This is a genomic window from Brevundimonas sp. (assembly GCF_035935935.1).
Taxonomy (GTDB): Bacteria; Pseudomonadota; Alphaproteobacteria; order Caulobacterales; family Caulobacteraceae; genus Brevundimonas.
This window is the reverse complement of the sequence record NZ_DASYWO010000011.1, coordinates 97,614-112,461: the sequence shown is the minus strand read 5'-3', so window position 1 is coordinate 112,461 and position 14,848 is coordinate 97,614. Positions and strand designations below refer to the sequence as shown.

Here is a 14,848-nt window from a genome sequence, read left to right as displayed (position 1 = left end):
CCGTCGATCACGAGAGCGTCAATCCCTTGGCCGACCATCACAGGTGAAGGCCGGCCGGCGGCGAACGCGCGAAGTTCCGTGGAGGAAGGACGCCATGGACAGCCGACAGCTGCATCATTACGCCCGCCGTTGGCGGGACCGCGCGGATCAGGCGCGTGACGAGGCCGAACGGGCGGACTGCCGACGCCTGGCCGAACGCTATGAGCGGGTCATCGCGCTGCTGGACATGTCGGAAGCGCCCATCCTGCGGCTCGATGGTGGCTGCTGAAGCGCCCGATCGCTTGACCCGGGACCTTGCGGCGCCTAGCTGACGGCCTTGCACGAAAGGCCTGCACCGTGACCGACGTCGCCGCCAATCCCGTCCACGACTTCATCGCGAAGACCGTGGCCGACCACGACGTGGTCCTGTTCATGAAGGGCACGCCGGACGCGCCGCGATGCGGCTTCTCGGCCCAGGCCGTGCAGATCCTCGACCACGTCGGGGCGCCGTTCGTCGGCGTCGACGTGCTGCAGGACGAGGCGCTGCGCGAGGGCATCAAGGTCTTCACCGACTGGCCGACCATCCCGCAGCTGTACGTGAAGGGCGAGTTCGTCGGCGGCTCGGACATCGTGCGGGAGATGTTCCAGGCGGGAGAGCTGGCGGCGCTGCTGAACGACAAGGGCGTGCCCCTCGGCGAGGCCTGACGCCGGATGCCGCGCGCCCAGCTGGAGCCCCGTGCGGATCGCGAGATATTCGAGCTGCCGCTGGACGTCCGGCCGGAGCACATCGACGAGAACGGCCATGTGAACAACGTGGTCTACGTCGGCTGGCTTCAGGATGCGGGCACTGCCCACTGGAACGCTCGCTTCGACGCAGACACACGCGCTCGGTGGTCCTGGGTCGGCACCCGGCACGAGGTGGACTACTTCCGCCCCCTGCCCCCCGACGCCAAGGGCGTGAAGGCCCGAACCTGGGTGGGCGAGCCGCAGGGGCCGCGCTTCAACCGCTATGTCCGCATCGAGGACGGCGAGGGCCGGCTGTGCGCCCAGGGCGTGACGGAATGGGTTCTCGTCGATGCAGCGACGATGCGCCCGCATCGCATCCCGGCCGACATGCTGCCGGCCTTCGAACGCGGCTGAGGGTTCAGCGGGCTGCGGTCGTGATGGCGTCCGGCGGCTGGCGATAGGGATTTGCCACGGTCAGGCTCTCGCCGGACTTCAGCCCCAGCTCCTCGAAGGTCCACGTCATCTCGACCGATTGCGGCCGGCCGCAGTCGTCGGGGCGTAGCCTCGACAGCACCAGCTGCGGCCCATCATGCCGGCGCCGGACGACGGCGCTCAGGCTGTCCTTGTCGGTGCAGCCGTTGGACGCCACCCACACCACTGCGCGGTCGCCAGACACGGCCGCCGCGTGGACGGCCGGATCGAGTTCCGTGGTCGGCGTCGGCTCGCCGCGATCCAGCAGACGCGTCAGGCCGCAACCCGACAGAGCGAGGGCGGAAACGGCCACAAGGGCGAAGCTGGCGACGCGCATGGCGATCTCCCCGACGAGACGCTGACGTGGCGGCAACATGCCCGGATTCCGGACGCGACGGAACCGCCGGAAACGAAAAAGGCCCCGGATTGCTCCGGAGCCTTCTGCGTTCTTCGACCGGCTGGCCGCCTTACGAAGCGTAGTATTCCACGACCAGGTTCGGCTCCATCTTCACCGGGAACGGCACGTCGGCCAGTTCCGGCACGCGGACGTAGCGGACCGAGAAGCCGCGGTCGCCGATTTCCAGATAGTCCGGAACGTCCCGTTCCGACGACTGCTGGGCTTCCAGGACCAGGGCCATGTTGCGGCTCTTTTCCTTGACCTCGACGACGTCGCCGACCTTCACGGAGTAGGAGGCGATGTTCACCTTCTTGCCGTTCACCGTGACGTGCCCGTGGTTGACGAACTGACGGGCGGCCCAGGGGGTGGGGACGAACTTGGCGCGGTAGACGATGGCGTCCAGGCGCGATTCCAGCAGGCCGATCAGGGCCTCGGCGGTGTTGCCCTTCTTGCGGGCCGCCGACTCGTAGGTCTTGGCGAACTGCTTTTCGGTGATGTTGGCGTAGTAGCCCTTCAGCTTCTGCTTGGCCTTCAGCTGCAGGCCGAAGTCCGAGACCTTCGACTTGCGGCGCTGGCCATGCTGGCCGGGGCCGTAGCTGCGCTTGTTGACCGGGGACTTCGAGCGGCCCCACAGGTTTTCACCCATGGCGCGGTCGATCTTGTACTTGGCGCTGTGGCGCTTCGACATACGTCGTCTCTCTATGCTGATGCGGCCCGGCATCCCCGAAAGTGGGAATGCGATCTCAACGGCGGTCCACGCATCGTCCGTAGTGATTTCGCGCCGCCGACGGGGTCGGTGGCGTGAAGGCGGGGCTTATGACGGCCCCGCCCCCTTTCGTCAAGGCTGGGCGGGCGTTTCCGGAACCCAGACGAAGCCGTCGCCCTCACGACGCACGCGGCCCAGCCCCGGGAAGGGGAAGTGGACGGCGTAGAGACGCAGGTTGGCGTCGGCGGCCCGGCCGAACACGGCCTTGCGGCTGGCCTGGGCGGTCGCGGCGTCGCCGTCGAACTGGATGCGCCAGTCGGGGCGCTGGACCGAGATGACGTGATGGTGCGCCATGTCGCCGATATAGAGCAGTCGCTCGTCGCCGGAGGTGATCTCGTAGCCGGTGTGGCCGGCCGTGTGGCCGTCTATGGCGTAGGCCTTGATGGACGGGGTGACCTGCGCGTTCGCCGCGAAGGTCTCCACCTTCGGCGTGATGGCGGTGACGACGGCGGCCATCGACGCGTCCGCCTTCAGCGCGGTCCACTCGGCTTCGGTCATGCGGATGGTGGCGTTGGGGAAGGTCAGGGCTCCGTCGGCCGTGACCAGGCCGCCGACGTGGTCCCCGTGGCCGTGCGAGATCAGGACGTCGGTGACCTGGCCCGGCTGCACGCCCGCCGAAGCCAGCGAGGCCGGCAGCTTGCCCGCGCCCGCGCCCATTCCCGAGCCCGCCCCCGCGTCGATCAGAACCACGGCGTCGCCATCGCGCACCAGCAGCGGCTGGATCGACAGGTCGAAGCTGTCGCCCGGCAGCCCTGCGGCGGTCAGGACGGCCGCGACCTCCTCCGGCGTGCGGCCGACGCCCAGGATCTTGTTGTCGTTCGGGACGCCGGTCATGCCGCCGTCGCGCAGGGCGACGACGTCCAGCGCGCCGACCTTGAACGGCTGGACGTCGGCGCTGGCCTGAACGGTCGTCGCCGTCGCGTCGGAAGCTTCCGTCTTCTCGGCGGCGGGGGAACAGGCGGCCAGCAGGGCCGAGAGCGCCGCGGCGGCGGCGGCGAGCTTGAAGTGCGCGGTCATGGGCAGCCTCCCTTGAGTTCGGGAGACGATATGGTCAGGCCGGCGTCGCGCGCCAGACCGCCGCGGTGAAGTTTCCGCGACGGCCCCGTCGGCGACGTCAGGCCGCGGCGAACAGCGCGTTGACCTTGTTCCAGTTCACCACCGACCAGAAGGCCTTCAGATAGTCGGCGCGGCGGTTCTGGTACTTGAGGTAATAGGCGTGCTCCCACACGTCGGCGCCCAGGATCACAGTCCCCTTCTCGTCCGCGACGTCCATCAGCGGATTGTCCTGGTTGGGAGTGGAGGTGACCTTCAGCTTGCCGTCCTGAACGATCAGCCACGCCCAGCCCGAGCCGAACTGGCCGGCGCCGGCGGCGTTGAAATCTTCCTTGAACTTGTCGAAGCCGCCCAGGTCGCGGTCGATCGCGGCCTTCAGCTCCGCCGACGGCTCGCCGGTCTGCCCCTCGGGGGCCAGCAGCTCCCAGAACAGGCTGTGGTTCCAGTGCCCGCCGCCGTTGTTGCGCACCGCCTTGGGCAGTTTCGACATGCCGGCGAACAGCTCCTCCAGCGACTTGCCCTGCAGCGCCGGATCCGCGTCGACCGCCTTGTTCAGGTTGTCGACGTAGGTCTGGTGATGCTTGTCGTGGTGGAAGGTCATCGTCTCCTTGTCGATGGCCGGTTCCAGCGCGTCGTAGGCGTACGGCAGGGGCGGCAGGGTGAAGGCCATGGGGAGGCTCCGGGCTTGAGGTTTCGGGCCCCTGATCTAGGGGCGGCGGTCCGGAACCCCAAGCTTCCTTGCGCGCCCGAAGTTCCCTTCACGCCAGCTTAGGCACGGTCTGCGGGAACTGCGCCCGGCAGGCACCTTAGAGATGCATGGAGGTCGAAGAGATGACGGTTCATGTCGTGGCGCCGAAACGGCTCGGCGACGCCCGGTTCGACGCCCTGTGCCTTCGCGTCGGCGAGGCGGCGGAGATGATGACGGACGACCAGATCCTGTGTCTGGCGGACGTCCTGCACGAGGCTCTGCGGGTCCGTCGGCGTCTTCGTCACGAGGTGCAAGAGCGGGTCGAGCGCCGTCTGTGCGCGTCGGAGGGGCTGGCCTTCCCGTTCTAGCGCGGCAGGTTGGCCTTCAGACAGTCCCGGATGGCGCGCTTGAGATCGCCGGGTGCGTTAGGCTCGTCGACGCCCTCTGCGGCCAGCACCGCTCTGACGGCGGCGTCCAGACCGTTCGGAAGGGCGGCGATCACGCGCTGCTCCCCCTTCTCATGCAGGCAGAAGCCCACCTCCCGGCACAGGGCCGCGAACATTTCGGAGTGATCGGGGGCGGTCATGCCTGAGCTTTAAGCCTGCGCGCATGAAACGCCACATGGTCGGCGATGAAGCTTGCCATGAAGAAGTAGGAGTGGTCGTAGCCGGGCTGCATGCGAAGGGTCAGCTTCCGGCCCGAGGCTTCCGCCGCCGCGACCAGGAGGTCCGGCTTCAGCTGCTCGTCCAGAAAGGGATCGGCGTCGCCCTGATCGACCAGAATGTCGTCGAAAACGCCCTTCGCCGCGCCCGCCCCGATCAGCAGCGCCGCATCGTGTCGCGCCCATGCGGCGCGGTCCGGGCCGAGGTAGGCCGTCAGGGCTTTTTCCCCCCAGGGACAGCGCGTGGGCGATGAGATCGGCGCGAAGGCCGAGACCGACCGGAACAGCTCCGGATGTTTGAGCGCCAGCGTCAGGGCCCCGTGCCCGCCCATGGAATGACCGGAGATCGACCGCTTCCCGCTGGTTGGAAACTCCGCGTCGATCAGCGCGATCAGTTCGTCTACGACGTACGTCTCCATGCGGAAGTGCGGCGCCCACGGAGCTTCCGTCGCGTCGACGTAGAAGCCCGCTCCCTGCCCCAGGTCGTAGGACGCGTCGTCGGCCACGCCCTCGCCCCGAGGCGAGGTGTCCGGAGCCACGATGATCATGCCGTGCTCGGCCGCCGGGCCGTACGCGCCGGCCTTGGTGGTGAAGTTGTCCTCTGTGCAGGTCAGGCCCGAAAGCCAGATCAGCACCGGGAAGGGGCCGTCGCCCGGGGGCACGAAGACCGACAGGCTCATGGGCGTGCCGGTCACGGTGCTGTCGTGCTTCAGATAGCGCAGCGTTCCGCCGTGGACGGCGTGGATTTTCAGCGTCTCCATGAGCCGCTCTTCCCATCCGGGGCGCGGCTTGTCATCCCGGAAGCCGCGTCGCGCCCGTCAGGGACGATGCACGGCGCAAATCTTGTTGCCCGACGGATCACGCAGATAGCCGAGGATCAGGGTGCCGAAGGCTCCGTTGCGCTCGCCCGGTGGGTCCTCGATCGCCGTGCCGCCCGCCGCAACGCCGGCGTCATGGAAGGCCTGGACCATGGCCGCCTCTTTCGCCCCGAAACCGATCGTGCCGCCGTTGGCGTGACAGGCGGGGTCGCCGTCGATCGGCTTGCCGACGGCGAAGGCGCCCATGCGCGTGCGCCACCAGTATCGACCCTTGGGATCCGGCCCCTGCGCCGGCTCGTGTCCCAGGGCGCCCAGCACGGCGTCGTAGAAGCGGCGCGACGCTTCTACGTCGTTGGCCCCGACGGTGACGTGGGTGAACATGCGATCTCCTCCCTCTCCCGGACGAGACCTAGCTCAGTCCGTTTCTTTAGGCAACCAACCTCAGAACACCACGACGCTGCGAATGCTTTTGCCTCCGTGCATCAGGTCGAAGGCTTCGTTGATGCGGTCCAGCGGAAGGACATGGGTGATCATGGGGTCGATCTCGATCTTGCCGTCCATGTACCAGTCGACGATCTTCGGCGTGTCCGTGCGGCCGCGCGCGCCGCCGAAGGCGGAGCCGCGCCACACGCGGCCGGTGACCAGCTGGAACGGCCGCGTGGCGATCTCCTTGCCCGCCTCGGCCACGCCGATGACGACGCTCTCACCCCAGCCCCGGTGACAGGCCTCCAGAGCCTGGCGCATCACCGTGGTGTTGCCGGTGCAGTCGAAGGTGTAGTCCGCGCCGCCGCCGGTCAGCTCGACCAGATGGGCGACGACGTCCGCATGGTCCCCGGGCTTCACGAAGTGGGTCATGCCGAAGCGGCGCCCCCACGCCTCCTTGTCGGGATTGACGTCCACGCCGATGACCATGTCGGCCCCGACCATCTTCAGGCCCTGGATGACGTTCAGCCCGATGCCGCCCAGGCCGAAGACGACGCAGTTGGCACCCGGTTCGACCTTCGCCGTGTTCACCACCGCGCCGACGCCCGTCGTCACGCCGCACCCGACGTAGCAGGCCTTGTCGAAGGGGGCGTCCTTGCGAATTTTCGCCACCGCGATCTCGGGCAGGACCGTGTAGTTCGAGAAGGTCGAGCAGCCCATGTAGTGGGCGATGGTCTGGCCCTTGTACGAGAAGCGGCTGGTCCCGTCGGGCATCAGGCCCTTGCCCTGCGTGCCGCGGATGGCGGTGCACAGGTTGGTCTTGCGGCTGAGGCACGACTTACACTGGCGGCATTCCGGCGTGTACAGCGGGATCACGTGGTCGCCGACCTCGACCGAGGTCACACCGGGCCCGACCTCCACCACGACGCCCGCGCCCTCATGGCCGAGAATGCTCGGGAAGATGCCCTCGCTGTCCAGACCGTCTAGCGTATAGGCGTCCGTGTGACAGATGCCCGTCGCCTTGATCTCGACCAGCACTTCGCCCGCGCGCGGACCCTCCAGGTCGACCTCCACGATCTCCAGCGGACGTTTGGCCTCGAAGGCGACGGCGGCGCGGGTCTTCATCGGCGGGGGCTCCCTGATCGTCGAACGCGCGACGATTAGGGAGCTTGGTCCGCTTGCGCCAGTCCTAGCTCAGGACGACGATCGCCACGCGCCGGTTCTGGGCGCGACCCTCGCGGGTCGTGTTGTCCGCGACCGGATTGGCCTCGCCGTAGGAGATGGTCGCCATCCGGTTCAGCGGCACGCCCTGCTGGCTCAGGAAGCGACGAACCGCCTCGGCGCGCTGCTCGCCCAACTGCATGTTGTAGGCCTCGTCGCCGGCGGCGTCGGTGAAGCCCTGGATCTCCAGGTAGACGTTGCGGTTCTCGGCGCGCAGGCGTTGGGCCAGTTCACCGAGTCGGGCCTCGGCTTCCGGCGACAGGTCGCTGGCGTCGTTCGGGAACTTCACCGAGTCGTCCGACAGCACGACCTCGTAGAGGAACTTGCCCTCAGCGAGTTTGTGGGCAGCGTCGGCGCGGGCCAGAGCCTCGCCGGCGGTGCCTTCCACCCGGGTCACGCGGCCGTCGACCTCGGTGACGCGCTGATCCACAACGGCGACGTTGTCGCGCACGAAGCGGTGGCTGGCGCAGCCGCTGACGACCAGGCCGAGGGACAAGAGGGCGCCGCCCATCAAGGCCGTGCGCATATTGGATCGGGTCAAGGGGAGAACTCCATCATCGCCGGCGCGCCACCTCGGCCCCTAGGCGCAAGCGGGGCAGGTATCTTGGCGCGCAGGGCGAGCTAATGGCGCGCTTCGGGCAATGTTTTGGCGCTCCGAACGCCGGTATGTCGTGTTTTCGGCACGATTCGTGTCGGTTTGGAACAAAACGTTTTCACCAAGGGTTGTCGCGGGCGGCGCTGACGGGACGCGGGGGGACGGGAAGGGTCCGGCCACGTTCCTGACACGCGGCGCCGCTTCATCCACAGGCATGAGACGCTCCCGGAAATCGTCGGGCGAGGGATCCGGCACGGCCCGCTGGTCGGCGGCGCTGGCCGTCGCGGCGGGTCTGCAGACGGCGATGATCCTGGGCCTGTCGTTGCGGACGCCGGACGCGCCGCCGCCGGAACCACCCGTGACCCTGGTCGAGCTGATTGCGCCCCAGCTGCCGCCTCCGCCGCCCGCGCCCGAGCCCGATCCCGAGGCGGCGGCCGAGGGACCGGCGGCGGAAAGCCGCGTCGCGGGGCCCGAGCCGGAGCCCGCCCGGGCGCCGTCCCCCGCTCCCCGCCCCCGTGTCATGGCCCGGAACACGCCGCGCCCCCCGCCCGACGTGCCGACCCGCCCGGCGGCGCCGGAGGCCGAACGCTCGGTCCCCGACCTGCCCCTGGTCGGCGGGGCGCGGCTGGCCGGGGCCTTGCGCGCCGGCGGAGGTGGTTCGGGCGTGGGCGCGGGAGGTGGGGGTGCGGGCGGTGACGGCGCGGGCGGCTCTTGCGACATGATCGGCCGCCTGGAGCGGGCGCTGGGCGACGACCTCGAACTTCGCCGGGCCGTGGCCGCCACCCTCGGCGCGCGCGGCGCGACGGGGCAGGCCGTGCTGGTCTGGGACGGCGACTGGCTGCAGAGCCCCGGGCAGGCCGGCAAGGGCCTGGCCGGCATCCGCCAGGCCGTGGCGGTCGAGGTAGGCTTCGCGCCACGCCATTGCCGGGACGAGCAGGTGCGCGGCCTGGCCGTCGTCTCGCTGGACGGCACGGCGAACGGGCCAAAGGTGGCGCTGGGCGCCGGGACTTGGCGCTGGCGCGATCTGCTCGGGCTCTGATAGGCCGGACGGATGAGCCTTCGGAACATCGTCGTCCTGACCGGCGCCGGGATTTCTGCCGAGAGCGGCGTGGCGACCTTTCGCGACGCGGGCGGTCTGTGGGAGGGGCACAGGTTCGAGGACGTCGCGACGCCGGAGGCGTTCGACCGCGACCCCGTGCTGGTCCAGCGCTTCTACGACCTGCGCCGTGCGGCCCTGCCGACGGTCGAGCCCAATGCTGCGCATCGTGCCTTGGCCGACCTGGCGACGCGATGGCCCGGGCGGCTTACGCTGGTGACGCAGAACGTCGACGACCTGCACGACCGGGCGCATGCGGAGACGCCGCCGCGGGACGGCTTCGCGCTGATCCACATGCACGGCGAGATCATGAAGGCGCGCTGCACGGCCTCTGGCGCCGTCACGGACTGGGCCGGCCCCATGGCTCCGCATGAGCCGTCGCCGCACCACCCGACTGGCCGGATGCGCCCGCATGTCGTCTGGTTCGGCGAAATGCCGCTGGAGATGGACCGGATCGAGGCGGCGCTTGCGGCGTGCGACCTGTTCGTCTCCATCGGCACTTCGGGCGCGGTCTGGCCGGCGGCGGGCTTCGTGCGTCAGGCGAGGGCGGCGGGCGCCCGGACGCTGGAGATCAACCTCGAACCCTCACTGGGCTCCGGTCTGTTCGACGAGACTCGCCACGGCCCGGCGTCCGTGGAAGTTCCACGATGGGTCGACGAGATGCTCAATCCGCCGCCGGCGGCGCCGGCATGAGGTTTCCGTAGGGGGCCGCGTCTGCGAGCGCACGCTGAAACGACGGTCGCGCCGTCAGCCGGGCGTGCCACGCGCGCAGCCGGGGCCTGTCGCCGAACGGGACCAGACGGCGAGCATAGGTCGTCAACGGCGCGGCGGCGCAGTCCGCGAGGGTGAAAGTTTCGCCCGCGCCCCACGTCCGGCCGTCGGACAGGCGGTTCTCCAGCCAGTCCCAGGCTCGCGCCAGCTCGGCCTCATCCTGCTCCATGGCCACCGGGTTGGGCGTCCCGGCGCGGCCGAGGCGATTGAAGACGATCCGGTTCATCGGCCCGCCGACGTAGGTGTCGACGATCCGGTCGATCAGTCGCGTCTCCAGCGCCGCGTCGGGATCGGCGGGGATCAGGCGTCCGCCGCCGGCATGGCGGTCCATCCATTCGACGACGATGCTGGATTCGAACACGGTGCGGCCCTCCGCGTCCACCAGCACCGGCATCTTGCCGAAAGGCGACAGGCGTCCGAACTCGGCCATCAGCTCCGCGTCGGCGTGGTCCAGCACCTGCAGGGTGAAGGGCGTGCCCAGTTCATACGCCGCGGTCGAGGCCTTCTGGCCGTAGCCGGCGTAAGGGTGAAGCCAGAGGGTGAAGCTCATCTGGGGTCTTTCCTCACGATCTTCAGATGGGTTGCGCGTTCGCCGGCGGTGCTTTCGACGACGTCATAGCCGAGCGCGGGCAGGTCCAGTCCCGCCCACAGGGGTTCGCCAACGCCCAAGACCACCGGGGACACCGCGACGTGCATCTCGTCGATCGCCCGCATGCGCAGATACTGGCGTATGGTCGCCGCGCCGCCGCCGATGCGGACGTCCAGATCCCCTGCCGCCGCACGTGCTCGCTCCAGCGCCGCCGCGGCGCCGTTCGTGACGAAGTGGAAGGTCGTGCCCCCCTTCATGGCGAACGACGGCCGCGGGTGGTGCGTCAGCACGAAGACGTCGCAGCGATAGGGCGGCTCGTCGCCCCACCAGCCTTTCCAGGCGTCGTCCTCAGCCCAGGGCCCGCGGGAATGGGCGAACATGTTGCGGCCGAGGATCCACGCGCCCAGCCCCTGCATGCTGCGCTTGCCGAATTCGTCGTCGACGCCCGTCTCGCCGGGCTGGCCGAGATGCTGCGTGCGGAAGGCGTCGGTCGGGAAGAACCAGTGATGCAGCAACGGCCCGCCCCGGCCGAGCGGATTCTCCAAGCTCTGGTCAGGCCCGGCGCCGAAGCCGTCGACCGAAACGCCGAAGGCGGATACGCGCACCTTGCCGGTCATCGGGATTGCTCAAGTTCGCGGGCCAGATTTTCCAGCATTTCGGCGCAGCCTTCCTTGCGCAGCGGCAGGTGGTCACCGCCGTCGTCGCCGTAGTAGGCCCCCTGCTCGGTGTAGATCAGCCGGGTGCCCTCGCCGTCGGGCAGCAATTCGATGGTCGCGAGCGAGGCCGACTCGCGACGCGCCCCGCCTTCCAGCTCGCGGCCCATGACATAGGCCAGAACGATGCGCCGGTTCTCGACCAGATCCAGAAACACCGTCTCGTTGAAGCCGACCGGCGTTTCGGGCCCGCCGAAACGGTAGCGCCCGCCGCCGTGCGCACCGATCGTCAGATCGTGCCGCCAGTCGAGGACGGTCGCCCCCGGGCTTTCCACGAACCATCGCCGAAAGGCGGCCGGGTCGGCCCACGCTCGAAAGACGCGCGGCGGCGAAGCGTCGTAGCGACGCTCAAGGGTGAACATGCCATGGGCCAGACGACCGGTCATTTGCGGGGCTCCGTTTCGGATTTCGTCTCCTCGAGGAAGACGCCGAGGCGATCCAGCCGGGCCTCCATCGACAGGCGGCGCTCGGCGATCCAGCGCTCGGCGGCCGACAGGGCGTGCAGGTCGATGCGGCAGGTCCTGATGCGGCCGGACTTCTCCGACGTCACCAGTCCGGCCTCCTGCAGCACCTTCAGATGCTGGACCACCGCGGACATCGACATTGGCAGGGGCGCCGCGAGGTCGCTGACCGAGGCCGCGCCGCGGGTCAGCCGCTCCACCATGGCGCGGCGGGTCGGGTCGGACAGGGCGTGGAACGCCAGATCAAGCGGGCGATGTTGAAGCATTCACTTAAGTATCAGGGCGCGCCCGGAGCCGCAACCCCCCGTTAAGCGACGCGGCGCAGCCTTCGCCTCACAGGCAACGCCGGATGGCCGTCATGTCCACAATCCAGACCCAGAGCTATCGCCGCACCCGCGACCACTTCGAGCCGCAGGACATCGATCCGCAAGAGCAGCGGCGGCTGCGCGGCCAGTTGGAGCAGATCGACTATGCGGCCTTCGTCGCCAACCGCGAGGTCGTCGGCCAGGCCCTGCAGGGGGTCGAGCCCGCCACGTTCCAGCGACTGGCCGTGCTGACCGCTACGGCGCGCGCCCGCTGGGTCGCCGAAGCGTTGCGGCAGTCGGAGTCCGGCGCGCCGTCGACGCCGGACCAGATCGCCCGCCTGACGTCCGCCCGCGCGGCCTATGAAGAGCTGGCCGAGGCGTATGAGGGTCTGCGCCGCATGGTCGAGCGCGGCTACGTCACACTGAAAGCCTGACGCCGATCAGCGCGGCCGCGTGACGATGGTCTCGCCGTCCGTGCGCGGGGTCGGGTCGGCGGGCGGAGACTCCACCGGCGGCTGACGCGTCGGCTCGATCAGGGGCGCCGTGTCGATGGCCGGAGCGGGTGGCTCAGCGACGGTCGCGGTCTGCGGTTCCGGCGCGGCCGGAGCGGGCTCGGGTCGGGTGACCGCGGGCGGCGGCGCGACCGTCCGCTCTGTGTTCGCGACGCGGGGCCCAGTGACCGAAGCGGCCGTCGACGCGGGAGCGGACCCCACGGCGGGCGCCGCCGTTTCGATAGGCGTCCCGACGGGCGTCGACTCCACCGCCGTCGGGGCCGCGGCGGCCATGGCGGAGGGCGGCGCTTCGGTCGGCCCGGGCCCGGGCACGCGCGGGATCAGCAGCCACACGGCCACGCCGGCGGCCAGCACGGCCGCAGCCGCGCCTCCGATCAGGACAGGCCGTGCCGGCCCCTTGCCCTCGGTCGACCGGGCGAATGCCGGCACGACGACGGGTTCGGCGGGGTCGGACGGAAGAGGCGAGGGGCCGACGGGGGCGGGGCCGGGCCTGACCGTCGTCACCGGCGTCGCAGCCGCAGCCGGGACGGTCGCCGGCGTGGAAGGCAGCGGCCTGACCGTCATGTCCGGCGCCGGCGCAGGCGGTGGAGCGGTCGTCGGCGTCGTCGGCGGCGCGGACGTGGGTCGCGCCTGCGGCACCAGGGAGTCCCGAAACAGGTTCACAGGCCGCGACGGGGCCGGGGTCGCGCTCCGTGGCGGTTGAGGGATCGGGTCAAGCCGTTCACCCGTGGGCAGCGGTCCGGCGCGAAACACCGGCGCGGCCGAACGGCGCCAGTCTATGGAGGCGGGGGACGGCGGGCGACGGTCGTCGGACATGGGGGATCACTCGGCGGTACGCGTACTGAAGCGCACGACCGTGGCGCTTGATCCCGACCATTTCTTGGCGGGCGGCGGGTCAGGCCTTGAGGCGCCAACCCGTCCGGAATATCCAGCCGACGAAGGTCAGCAGGACCAGGAAGAACACCAGCGTCGCGCCCAGGCTGATGGCCACGGGAACGTCGCCGACGCCGAAGAAGGCCCAGCGGAAGCCGCTGATCAGATAGACGACGGGATTGAACAGGCTGACCGTCTGCCAGGCCGGCGGCAGCATGTCGATCGAGTAGAAGGCGCCGCCGAGGAAGGTCAGCGGCGTCACCACCAGCATCGGAATGAAGTTCAGCTGCTCGAAGCTCTGGGCCCAGACTCCGATGATGAAGCCGAACAGGCTGAAGGTCGCGGAGATCAGGATCAGGAAGGCGATCATCCAGACCGGATGCAGGATCTGCAACGGCACGAACAGCGCCGCCGTGGCCAGGATCACCAGCCCCAGGATGACCGACTTCGTCGCCGCGGCGCCGACGTAGGCCAGAACCGTCTCAAGGGGCGAGATGGGCGCCGAAAGCAGTTCGTAGATCGTGCCGGTGAACTTCGGGAAATAGATGCCGAAGCTGCCGTTGAAGATGGAGTTGGTGAACAGGCTGAGCATGATCAGGCCCGGCACGATGAAGGCGCCGTAGGGCACCTCCGACACGCCGCCCATGCGGCTGCCGATGGCCGAGCCGAACACGACGAAGTACAGCGCCGTCGTCACCACCGGGGTGATGATAGACTGCCAGAGGGTGCGGAAGGTCCGCGCCATCTCGAAGCGGTAGATGGCCCAGACGCCGTGACCGTTGAAGCCCATCACGCGGCCTCCCTCGACTGATGGACCAGACCGACGAAGATGTCCTCCAGACTGGACTGCTTGGTCGACAGGTCCTTGAAGCCGACGCCGAGATCCGACAGGCGGCGCATCAGCGACGGTACGCCCGTCTTTTCGGCGGTGGAGTCGAAGACGTATTCCAGTTCCGTCCCGTCGGCGTTCAGCGCCAGCTTCCATTCTGCCAGCTCCGGCGGCAGCGCGGCCAGCGGTTCCTGAAGCTGAAGCGTCAGGGTCTTGCGGCCCAGCTTCTTCATCAGGGCGGTCTTCTCCTCGACCAGCACCAGCCGGCCCTTCAGGATCACGCCCACCCGGTCGGCCATCTCCTCGGCCTCCTCGATGTAGTGGGTCGTCAGGATGATGGTCACGCCGCGCTCGCGCAGGCGGCGCACCATGGCCCACATGTCCTTGCGCAACTCCACGTCCACGCCCGCCGTCGGCTCGTCCAGGAACAGGATGTCGGGCTCGTGGCTCAGCGCCTTGGCGATCATGACCCGGCGTTTCATGCCGCCGGACAGCGTCATGATCTTCGCGTCCTTCTTGTCCCACAGGGACAGATCCTTGAGCAGCTGTTCGATGAAGGCCGCGTTGGGCGCCTTGCCGAACAGGCCCCGGCTCAGCGTGACCGTGGCGAGAACCGTCTCGAAGGCGTCGGTCGTCAGTTCCTGGGGCACGAGGCCGATCGCCGACCGCGCCTTGCGATAGTCCTTGCGGATGTCGTGGCCGTCCGCGGTGACGGCGCCTTCGGTCGCGGTGACGATTCCGCAGACGATGGAGATCATGGTCGTCTTGCCGGCGCCGTTCGGGCCAAGCAGGGCGAAGATTTCACCCTTCTCGATCGAGAGGTCGACGGCGTCCAGCGCCTTCAGCCCGGATTTGTAGGTCTTGGTCAGACCCTGGATTTCGATGACGCCGGCCATGGCCC

The 14,848-nt window shown here is 69.3% G+C and carries 23 protein-coding genes; 7 read left to right on the top strand and 16 right to left on the bottom strand.

Going from position 1 to position 14,848, the window contains the following annotated elements:
• Positions 1–94 precede the first annotated feature (94 nt).
• The 3 genes from VGR32_RS11865 to VGR32_RS11855 all read left to right on the top strand — a co-directional run bounded on the left by VGR32_RS11865 (position 95) and on the right by VGR32_RS11855 (position 1,119).
• On the top strand, positions 95–268 hold the full coding sequence (locus tag VGR32_RS11865) for a hypothetical protein (RefSeq protein ID WP_327450900.1): 174 nt from the start codon (positions 95–97) through the stop codon (positions 266–268).
• Positions 269–336: 68 nt separating this feature from the next.
• On the top strand, positions 337–684 hold the full coding sequence (gene grxD, locus VGR32_RS11860; RefSeq protein ID WP_327450898.1) for a Grx4 family monothiol glutaredoxin: 348 nt from the start codon (positions 337–339) through the stop codon (positions 682–684).
• A gap of 6 nt (positions 685–690) precedes the next feature.
• Positions 691–1,119, top strand: a complete 429-nt coding sequence (locus tag VGR32_RS11855) for an acyl-CoA thioesterase (RefSeq protein WP_327450896.1) — start codon at positions 691–693, stop codon at positions 1,117–1,119.
• A 4-nt stretch (positions 1,120–1,123) separates the two neighbouring features.
• Here the strand turns inward: VGR32_RS11855 and VGR32_RS11850 are convergent, their stop codons facing one another.
• The 4 genes from VGR32_RS11850 to VGR32_RS11835 form a co-directional block, all read right to left on the bottom strand.
• A complete protein-coding gene (locus VGR32_RS11850; RefSeq protein ID WP_327450894.1) occupies positions 1,124–1,552 on the bottom strand; it encodes a hypothetical protein in 429 nt (142 codons plus the stop codon).
• 91 nt (positions 1,553–1,643) lie between these two features.
• Positions 1,644–2,261: a 30S ribosomal protein S4 gene (gene rpsD / locus VGR32_RS11845; protein WP_327450892.1), complete on the bottom strand. Its 618-nt coding sequence runs from the start codon at positions 2,259–2,261 to the stop codon at positions 1,644–1,646.
• Positions 2,262–2,411: 150 nt separating this feature from the next.
• Positions 2,412–3,356 carry an MBL fold metallo-hydrolase gene (locus VGR32_RS11840; protein WP_327450890.1) on the bottom strand — a complete coding sequence of 315 codons (945 nt, stop codon included), beginning with the start codon at positions 3,354–3,356 and terminating at the stop codon, positions 2,412–2,414.
• Positions 3,357–3,453: 97 nt separating this feature from the next.
• Positions 3,454–4,062, bottom strand: a complete 609-nt coding sequence (locus tag VGR32_RS11835) for a superoxide dismutase (RefSeq protein ID WP_327450888.1) — start codon at positions 4,060–4,062, stop codon at positions 3,454–3,456.
• A 161-nt stretch (positions 4,063–4,223) separates the two neighbouring features.
• On the opposite strand from VGR32_RS11835, the gene VGR32_RS11830 reads away from it, so the two are divergent.
• Positions 4,224–4,448 carry a hypothetical protein gene (locus VGR32_RS11830; RefSeq protein WP_327450886.1) on the top strand — a complete coding sequence of 75 codons (225 nt, stop codon included), beginning with the start codon at positions 4,224–4,226 and terminating at the stop codon, positions 4,446–4,448.
• Here VGR32_RS11830 and VGR32_RS11825 read toward each other — a convergent pair.
• From VGR32_RS11825 to VGR32_RS11805, 5 genes are all read right to left on the bottom strand, one after another.
• On the bottom strand, positions 4,445–4,666 hold the full coding sequence (locus VGR32_RS11825; protein ID WP_327450884.1) for a hypothetical protein: 222 nt from the start codon (positions 4,664–4,666) through the stop codon (positions 4,445–4,447). The two genes, VGR32_RS11830 and VGR32_RS11825, sit on opposite strands and share 4 nt — an antisense overlap.
• A complete protein-coding gene (gene fghA / locus VGR32_RS11820; RefSeq protein WP_327450882.1) occupies positions 4,663–5,502 on the bottom strand; it encodes an S-formylglutathione hydrolase in 840 nt (279 codons plus the stop codon). The genes VGR32_RS11825 and fghA overlap by 4 nt, the downstream gene beginning before the upstream one ends.
• 57 nt (positions 5,503–5,559) lie before the next feature.
• Positions 5,560–5,940 carry a VOC family protein gene (locus VGR32_RS11815; protein WP_327450880.1) on the bottom strand — a complete coding sequence of 127 codons (381 nt, stop codon included), beginning with the start codon at positions 5,938–5,940 and terminating at the stop codon, positions 5,560–5,562.
• 60 nt (positions 5,941–6,000) lie between these two features.
• A complete protein-coding gene (locus VGR32_RS11810; protein ID WP_327450879.1) occupies positions 6,001–7,107 on the bottom strand; it encodes an S-(hydroxymethyl)glutathione dehydrogenase/class III alcohol dehydrogenase in 1,107 nt (368 codons plus the stop codon).
• Positions 7,108–7,171: 64 nt separating this feature from the next.
• Positions 7,172–7,744 (bottom strand): OmpA family protein, encoded by a 573-nt coding sequence (locus VGR32_RS11805; protein WP_414642917.1) that lies wholly within the window; start codon positions 7,742–7,744, stop codon positions 7,172–7,174.
• 268 nt (positions 7,745–8,012) lie between these two features.
• Here VGR32_RS11805 and VGR32_RS11800 point away from each other — a divergent pair, with 268 nt between their 5' ends.
• Both VGR32_RS11800 and VGR32_RS11795 read left to right on the top strand, forming a co-directional pair.
• Complete coding sequence (locus tag VGR32_RS11800) at positions 8,013–8,837, top strand: hypothetical protein (protein WP_327450877.1); 825 nt, start codon at positions 8,013–8,015, stop codon at positions 8,835–8,837.
• 12 nt (positions 8,838–8,849) lie between these two features.
• Positions 8,850–9,587 (top strand): NAD-dependent deacylase, encoded by a 738-nt coding sequence (locus VGR32_RS11795; protein WP_327450875.1) that lies wholly within the window; start codon positions 8,850–8,852, stop codon positions 9,585–9,587.
• On the opposite strand, the gene VGR32_RS11790 is transcribed toward VGR32_RS11795, so the two are convergent.
• Genes VGR32_RS11790 through VGR32_RS11775 form a run of 4 tightly spaced genes read right to left on the bottom strand, consistent with a single transcriptional unit; the run spans position 9,559 to position 11,694 of the window.
• Entirely contained in the window at positions 9,559–10,215 is a 657-nt protein-coding gene (locus tag VGR32_RS11790; protein WP_327450873.1) for a glutathione S-transferase family protein, read from the bottom strand. The genes VGR32_RS11795 and VGR32_RS11790 overlap by 29 nt on opposite strands.
• The gene (locus VGR32_RS11785) at positions 10,212–10,871 is read right to left on the bottom strand and encodes a dihydrofolate reductase family protein (protein ID WP_327450871.1); all 660 of its coding nucleotides are present in this window, start codon (positions 10,869–10,871) and stop codon (positions 10,212–10,214) included. Before VGR32_RS11785 ends, VGR32_RS11790 begins: the two co-directional genes overlap by 4 nt.
• A complete protein-coding gene (locus VGR32_RS11780; RefSeq protein ID WP_327450869.1) occupies positions 10,868–11,353 on the bottom strand; it encodes an SRPBCC domain-containing protein in 486 nt (161 codons plus the stop codon). The genes VGR32_RS11785 and VGR32_RS11780 overlap by 4 nt, the downstream gene beginning before the upstream one ends.
• Positions 11,350–11,694, bottom strand: a complete 345-nt coding sequence (locus VGR32_RS11775; protein WP_327450867.1) for a metalloregulator ArsR/SmtB family transcription factor — start codon at positions 11,692–11,694, stop codon at positions 11,350–11,352. Before VGR32_RS11775 ends, VGR32_RS11780 begins: the two co-directional genes overlap by 4 nt.
• 92 nt (positions 11,695–11,786) lie before the next feature.
• Between VGR32_RS11775 and VGR32_RS11770 the strand changes: the two genes are divergently transcribed.
• Positions 11,787–12,167, top strand: a complete 381-nt coding sequence (locus VGR32_RS11770) for a hypothetical protein (protein WP_327450865.1) — start codon at positions 11,787–11,789, stop codon at positions 12,165–12,167.
• A 6-nt stretch (positions 12,168–12,173) separates the two neighbouring features.
• On the opposite strand, the gene VGR32_RS11765 is transcribed toward VGR32_RS11770, so the two are convergent.
• From VGR32_RS11765 to VGR32_RS11755, 3 genes are all read right to left on the bottom strand, one after another.
• Positions 12,174–12,674: a hypothetical protein gene (locus VGR32_RS11765; RefSeq protein WP_327450863.1), complete on the bottom strand. Its 501-nt coding sequence runs from the start codon at positions 12,672–12,674 to the stop codon at positions 12,174–12,176.
• A 466-nt stretch (positions 12,675–13,140) separates the two neighbouring features.
• Positions 13,141–13,908 carry an ABC transporter permease gene (locus tag VGR32_RS11760; RefSeq protein WP_327451018.1) on the bottom strand — a complete coding sequence of 256 codons (768 nt, stop codon included), beginning with the start codon at positions 13,906–13,908 and terminating at the stop codon, positions 13,141–13,143.
• Complete coding sequence (locus VGR32_RS11755; protein WP_327450861.1) at positions 13,908–14,843, bottom strand: ABC transporter ATP-binding protein; 936 nt, start codon at positions 14,841–14,843, stop codon at positions 13,908–13,910. The genes VGR32_RS11760 and VGR32_RS11755 overlap by 1 nt, the downstream gene beginning before the upstream one ends.
• Between the last annotated feature and the right edge of the window lie 5 nt (positions 14,844–14,848).

Coding starts and splice junctions, on each gene's coding strand:
- fghA (WP_327450882.1), bottom strand. CDS start 5,502: ATGGAGACGCTGAAAATCCACGCCGTCCACGGCGGAACGCTGCGCTAT.
- VGR32_RS11780 (WP_327450869.1), bottom strand. CDS start 11,353: ATGACCGGTCGTCTGGCCCATGGCATGTTCACCCTTGAGCGTCGCTAC.
- VGR32_RS11755 (WP_327450861.1), bottom strand. CDS start 14,843: ATGGCCGGCGTCATCGAAATCCAGGGTCTGACCAAGACCTACAAATCC.
- VGR32_RS11785 (WP_327450871.1), bottom strand. CDS start 10,871: ATGACCGGCAAGGTGCGCGTATCCGCCTTCGGCGTTTCGGTCGACGGC.
- VGR32_RS11830 (WP_327450886.1), top strand. CDS start 4,224: ATGACGGTTCATGTCGTGGCGCCGAAACGGCTCGGCGACGCCCGGTTC.
- VGR32_RS11760 (WP_327451018.1), bottom strand. CDS start 13,908: ATGGGCTTCAACGGTCACGGCGTCTGGGCCATCTACCGCTTCGAGATG.
- VGR32_RS11810 (WP_327450879.1), bottom strand. CDS start 7,107: ATGAAGACCCGCGCCGCCGTCGCCTTCGAGGCCAAACGTCCGCTGGAG.
- VGR32_RS11840 (WP_327450890.1), bottom strand. CDS start 3,356: ATGACCGCGCACTTCAAGCTCGCCGCCGCCGCCGCGGCGCTCTCGGCC.
- VGR32_RS11800 (WP_327450877.1), top strand. CDS start 8,013: ATGAGACGCTCCCGGAAATCGTCGGGCGAGGGATCCGGCACGGCCCGC.
- VGR32_RS11825 (WP_327450884.1), bottom strand. CDS start 4,666: ATGACCGCCCCCGATCACTCCGAAATGTTCGCGGCCCTGTGCCGGGAG.
- rpsD (WP_327450892.1), bottom strand. CDS start 2,261: ATGTCGAAGCGCCACAGCGCCAAGTACAAGATCGACCGCGCCATGGGT.
- VGR32_RS11775 (WP_327450867.1), bottom strand. CDS start 11,694: ATGCTTCAACATCGCCCGCTTGATCTGGCGTTCCACGCCCTGTCCGAC.
- VGR32_RS11835 (WP_327450888.1), bottom strand. CDS start 4,062: ATGGCCTTCACCCTGCCGCCCCTGCCGTACGCCTACGACGCGCTGGAA.
- VGR32_RS11795 (WP_327450875.1), top strand. CDS start 8,850: ATGAGCCTTCGGAACATCGTCGTCCTGACCGGCGCCGGGATTTCTGCC.
- VGR32_RS11855 (WP_327450896.1), top strand. CDS start 691: ATGCCGCGCGCCCAGCTGGAGCCCCGTGCGGATCGCGAGATATTCGAG.
- VGR32_RS11850 (WP_327450894.1), bottom strand. CDS start 1,552: ATGTTGCCGCCACGTCAGCGTCTCGTCGGGGAGATCGCCATGCGCGTC.
- VGR32_RS11770 (WP_327450865.1), top strand. CDS start 11,787: ATGTCCACAATCCAGACCCAGAGCTATCGCCGCACCCGCGACCACTTC.
- VGR32_RS11790 (WP_327450873.1), bottom strand. CDS start 10,215: ATGAGCTTCACCCTCTGGCTTCACCCTTACGCCGGCTACGGCCAGAAG.
- VGR32_RS11815 (WP_327450880.1), bottom strand. CDS start 5,940: ATGTTCACCCACGTCACCGTCGGGGCCAACGACGTAGAAGCGTCGCGC.
- VGR32_RS11865 (WP_327450900.1), top strand. CDS start 95: ATGGACAGCCGACAGCTGCATCATTACGCCCGCCGTTGGCGGGACCGC.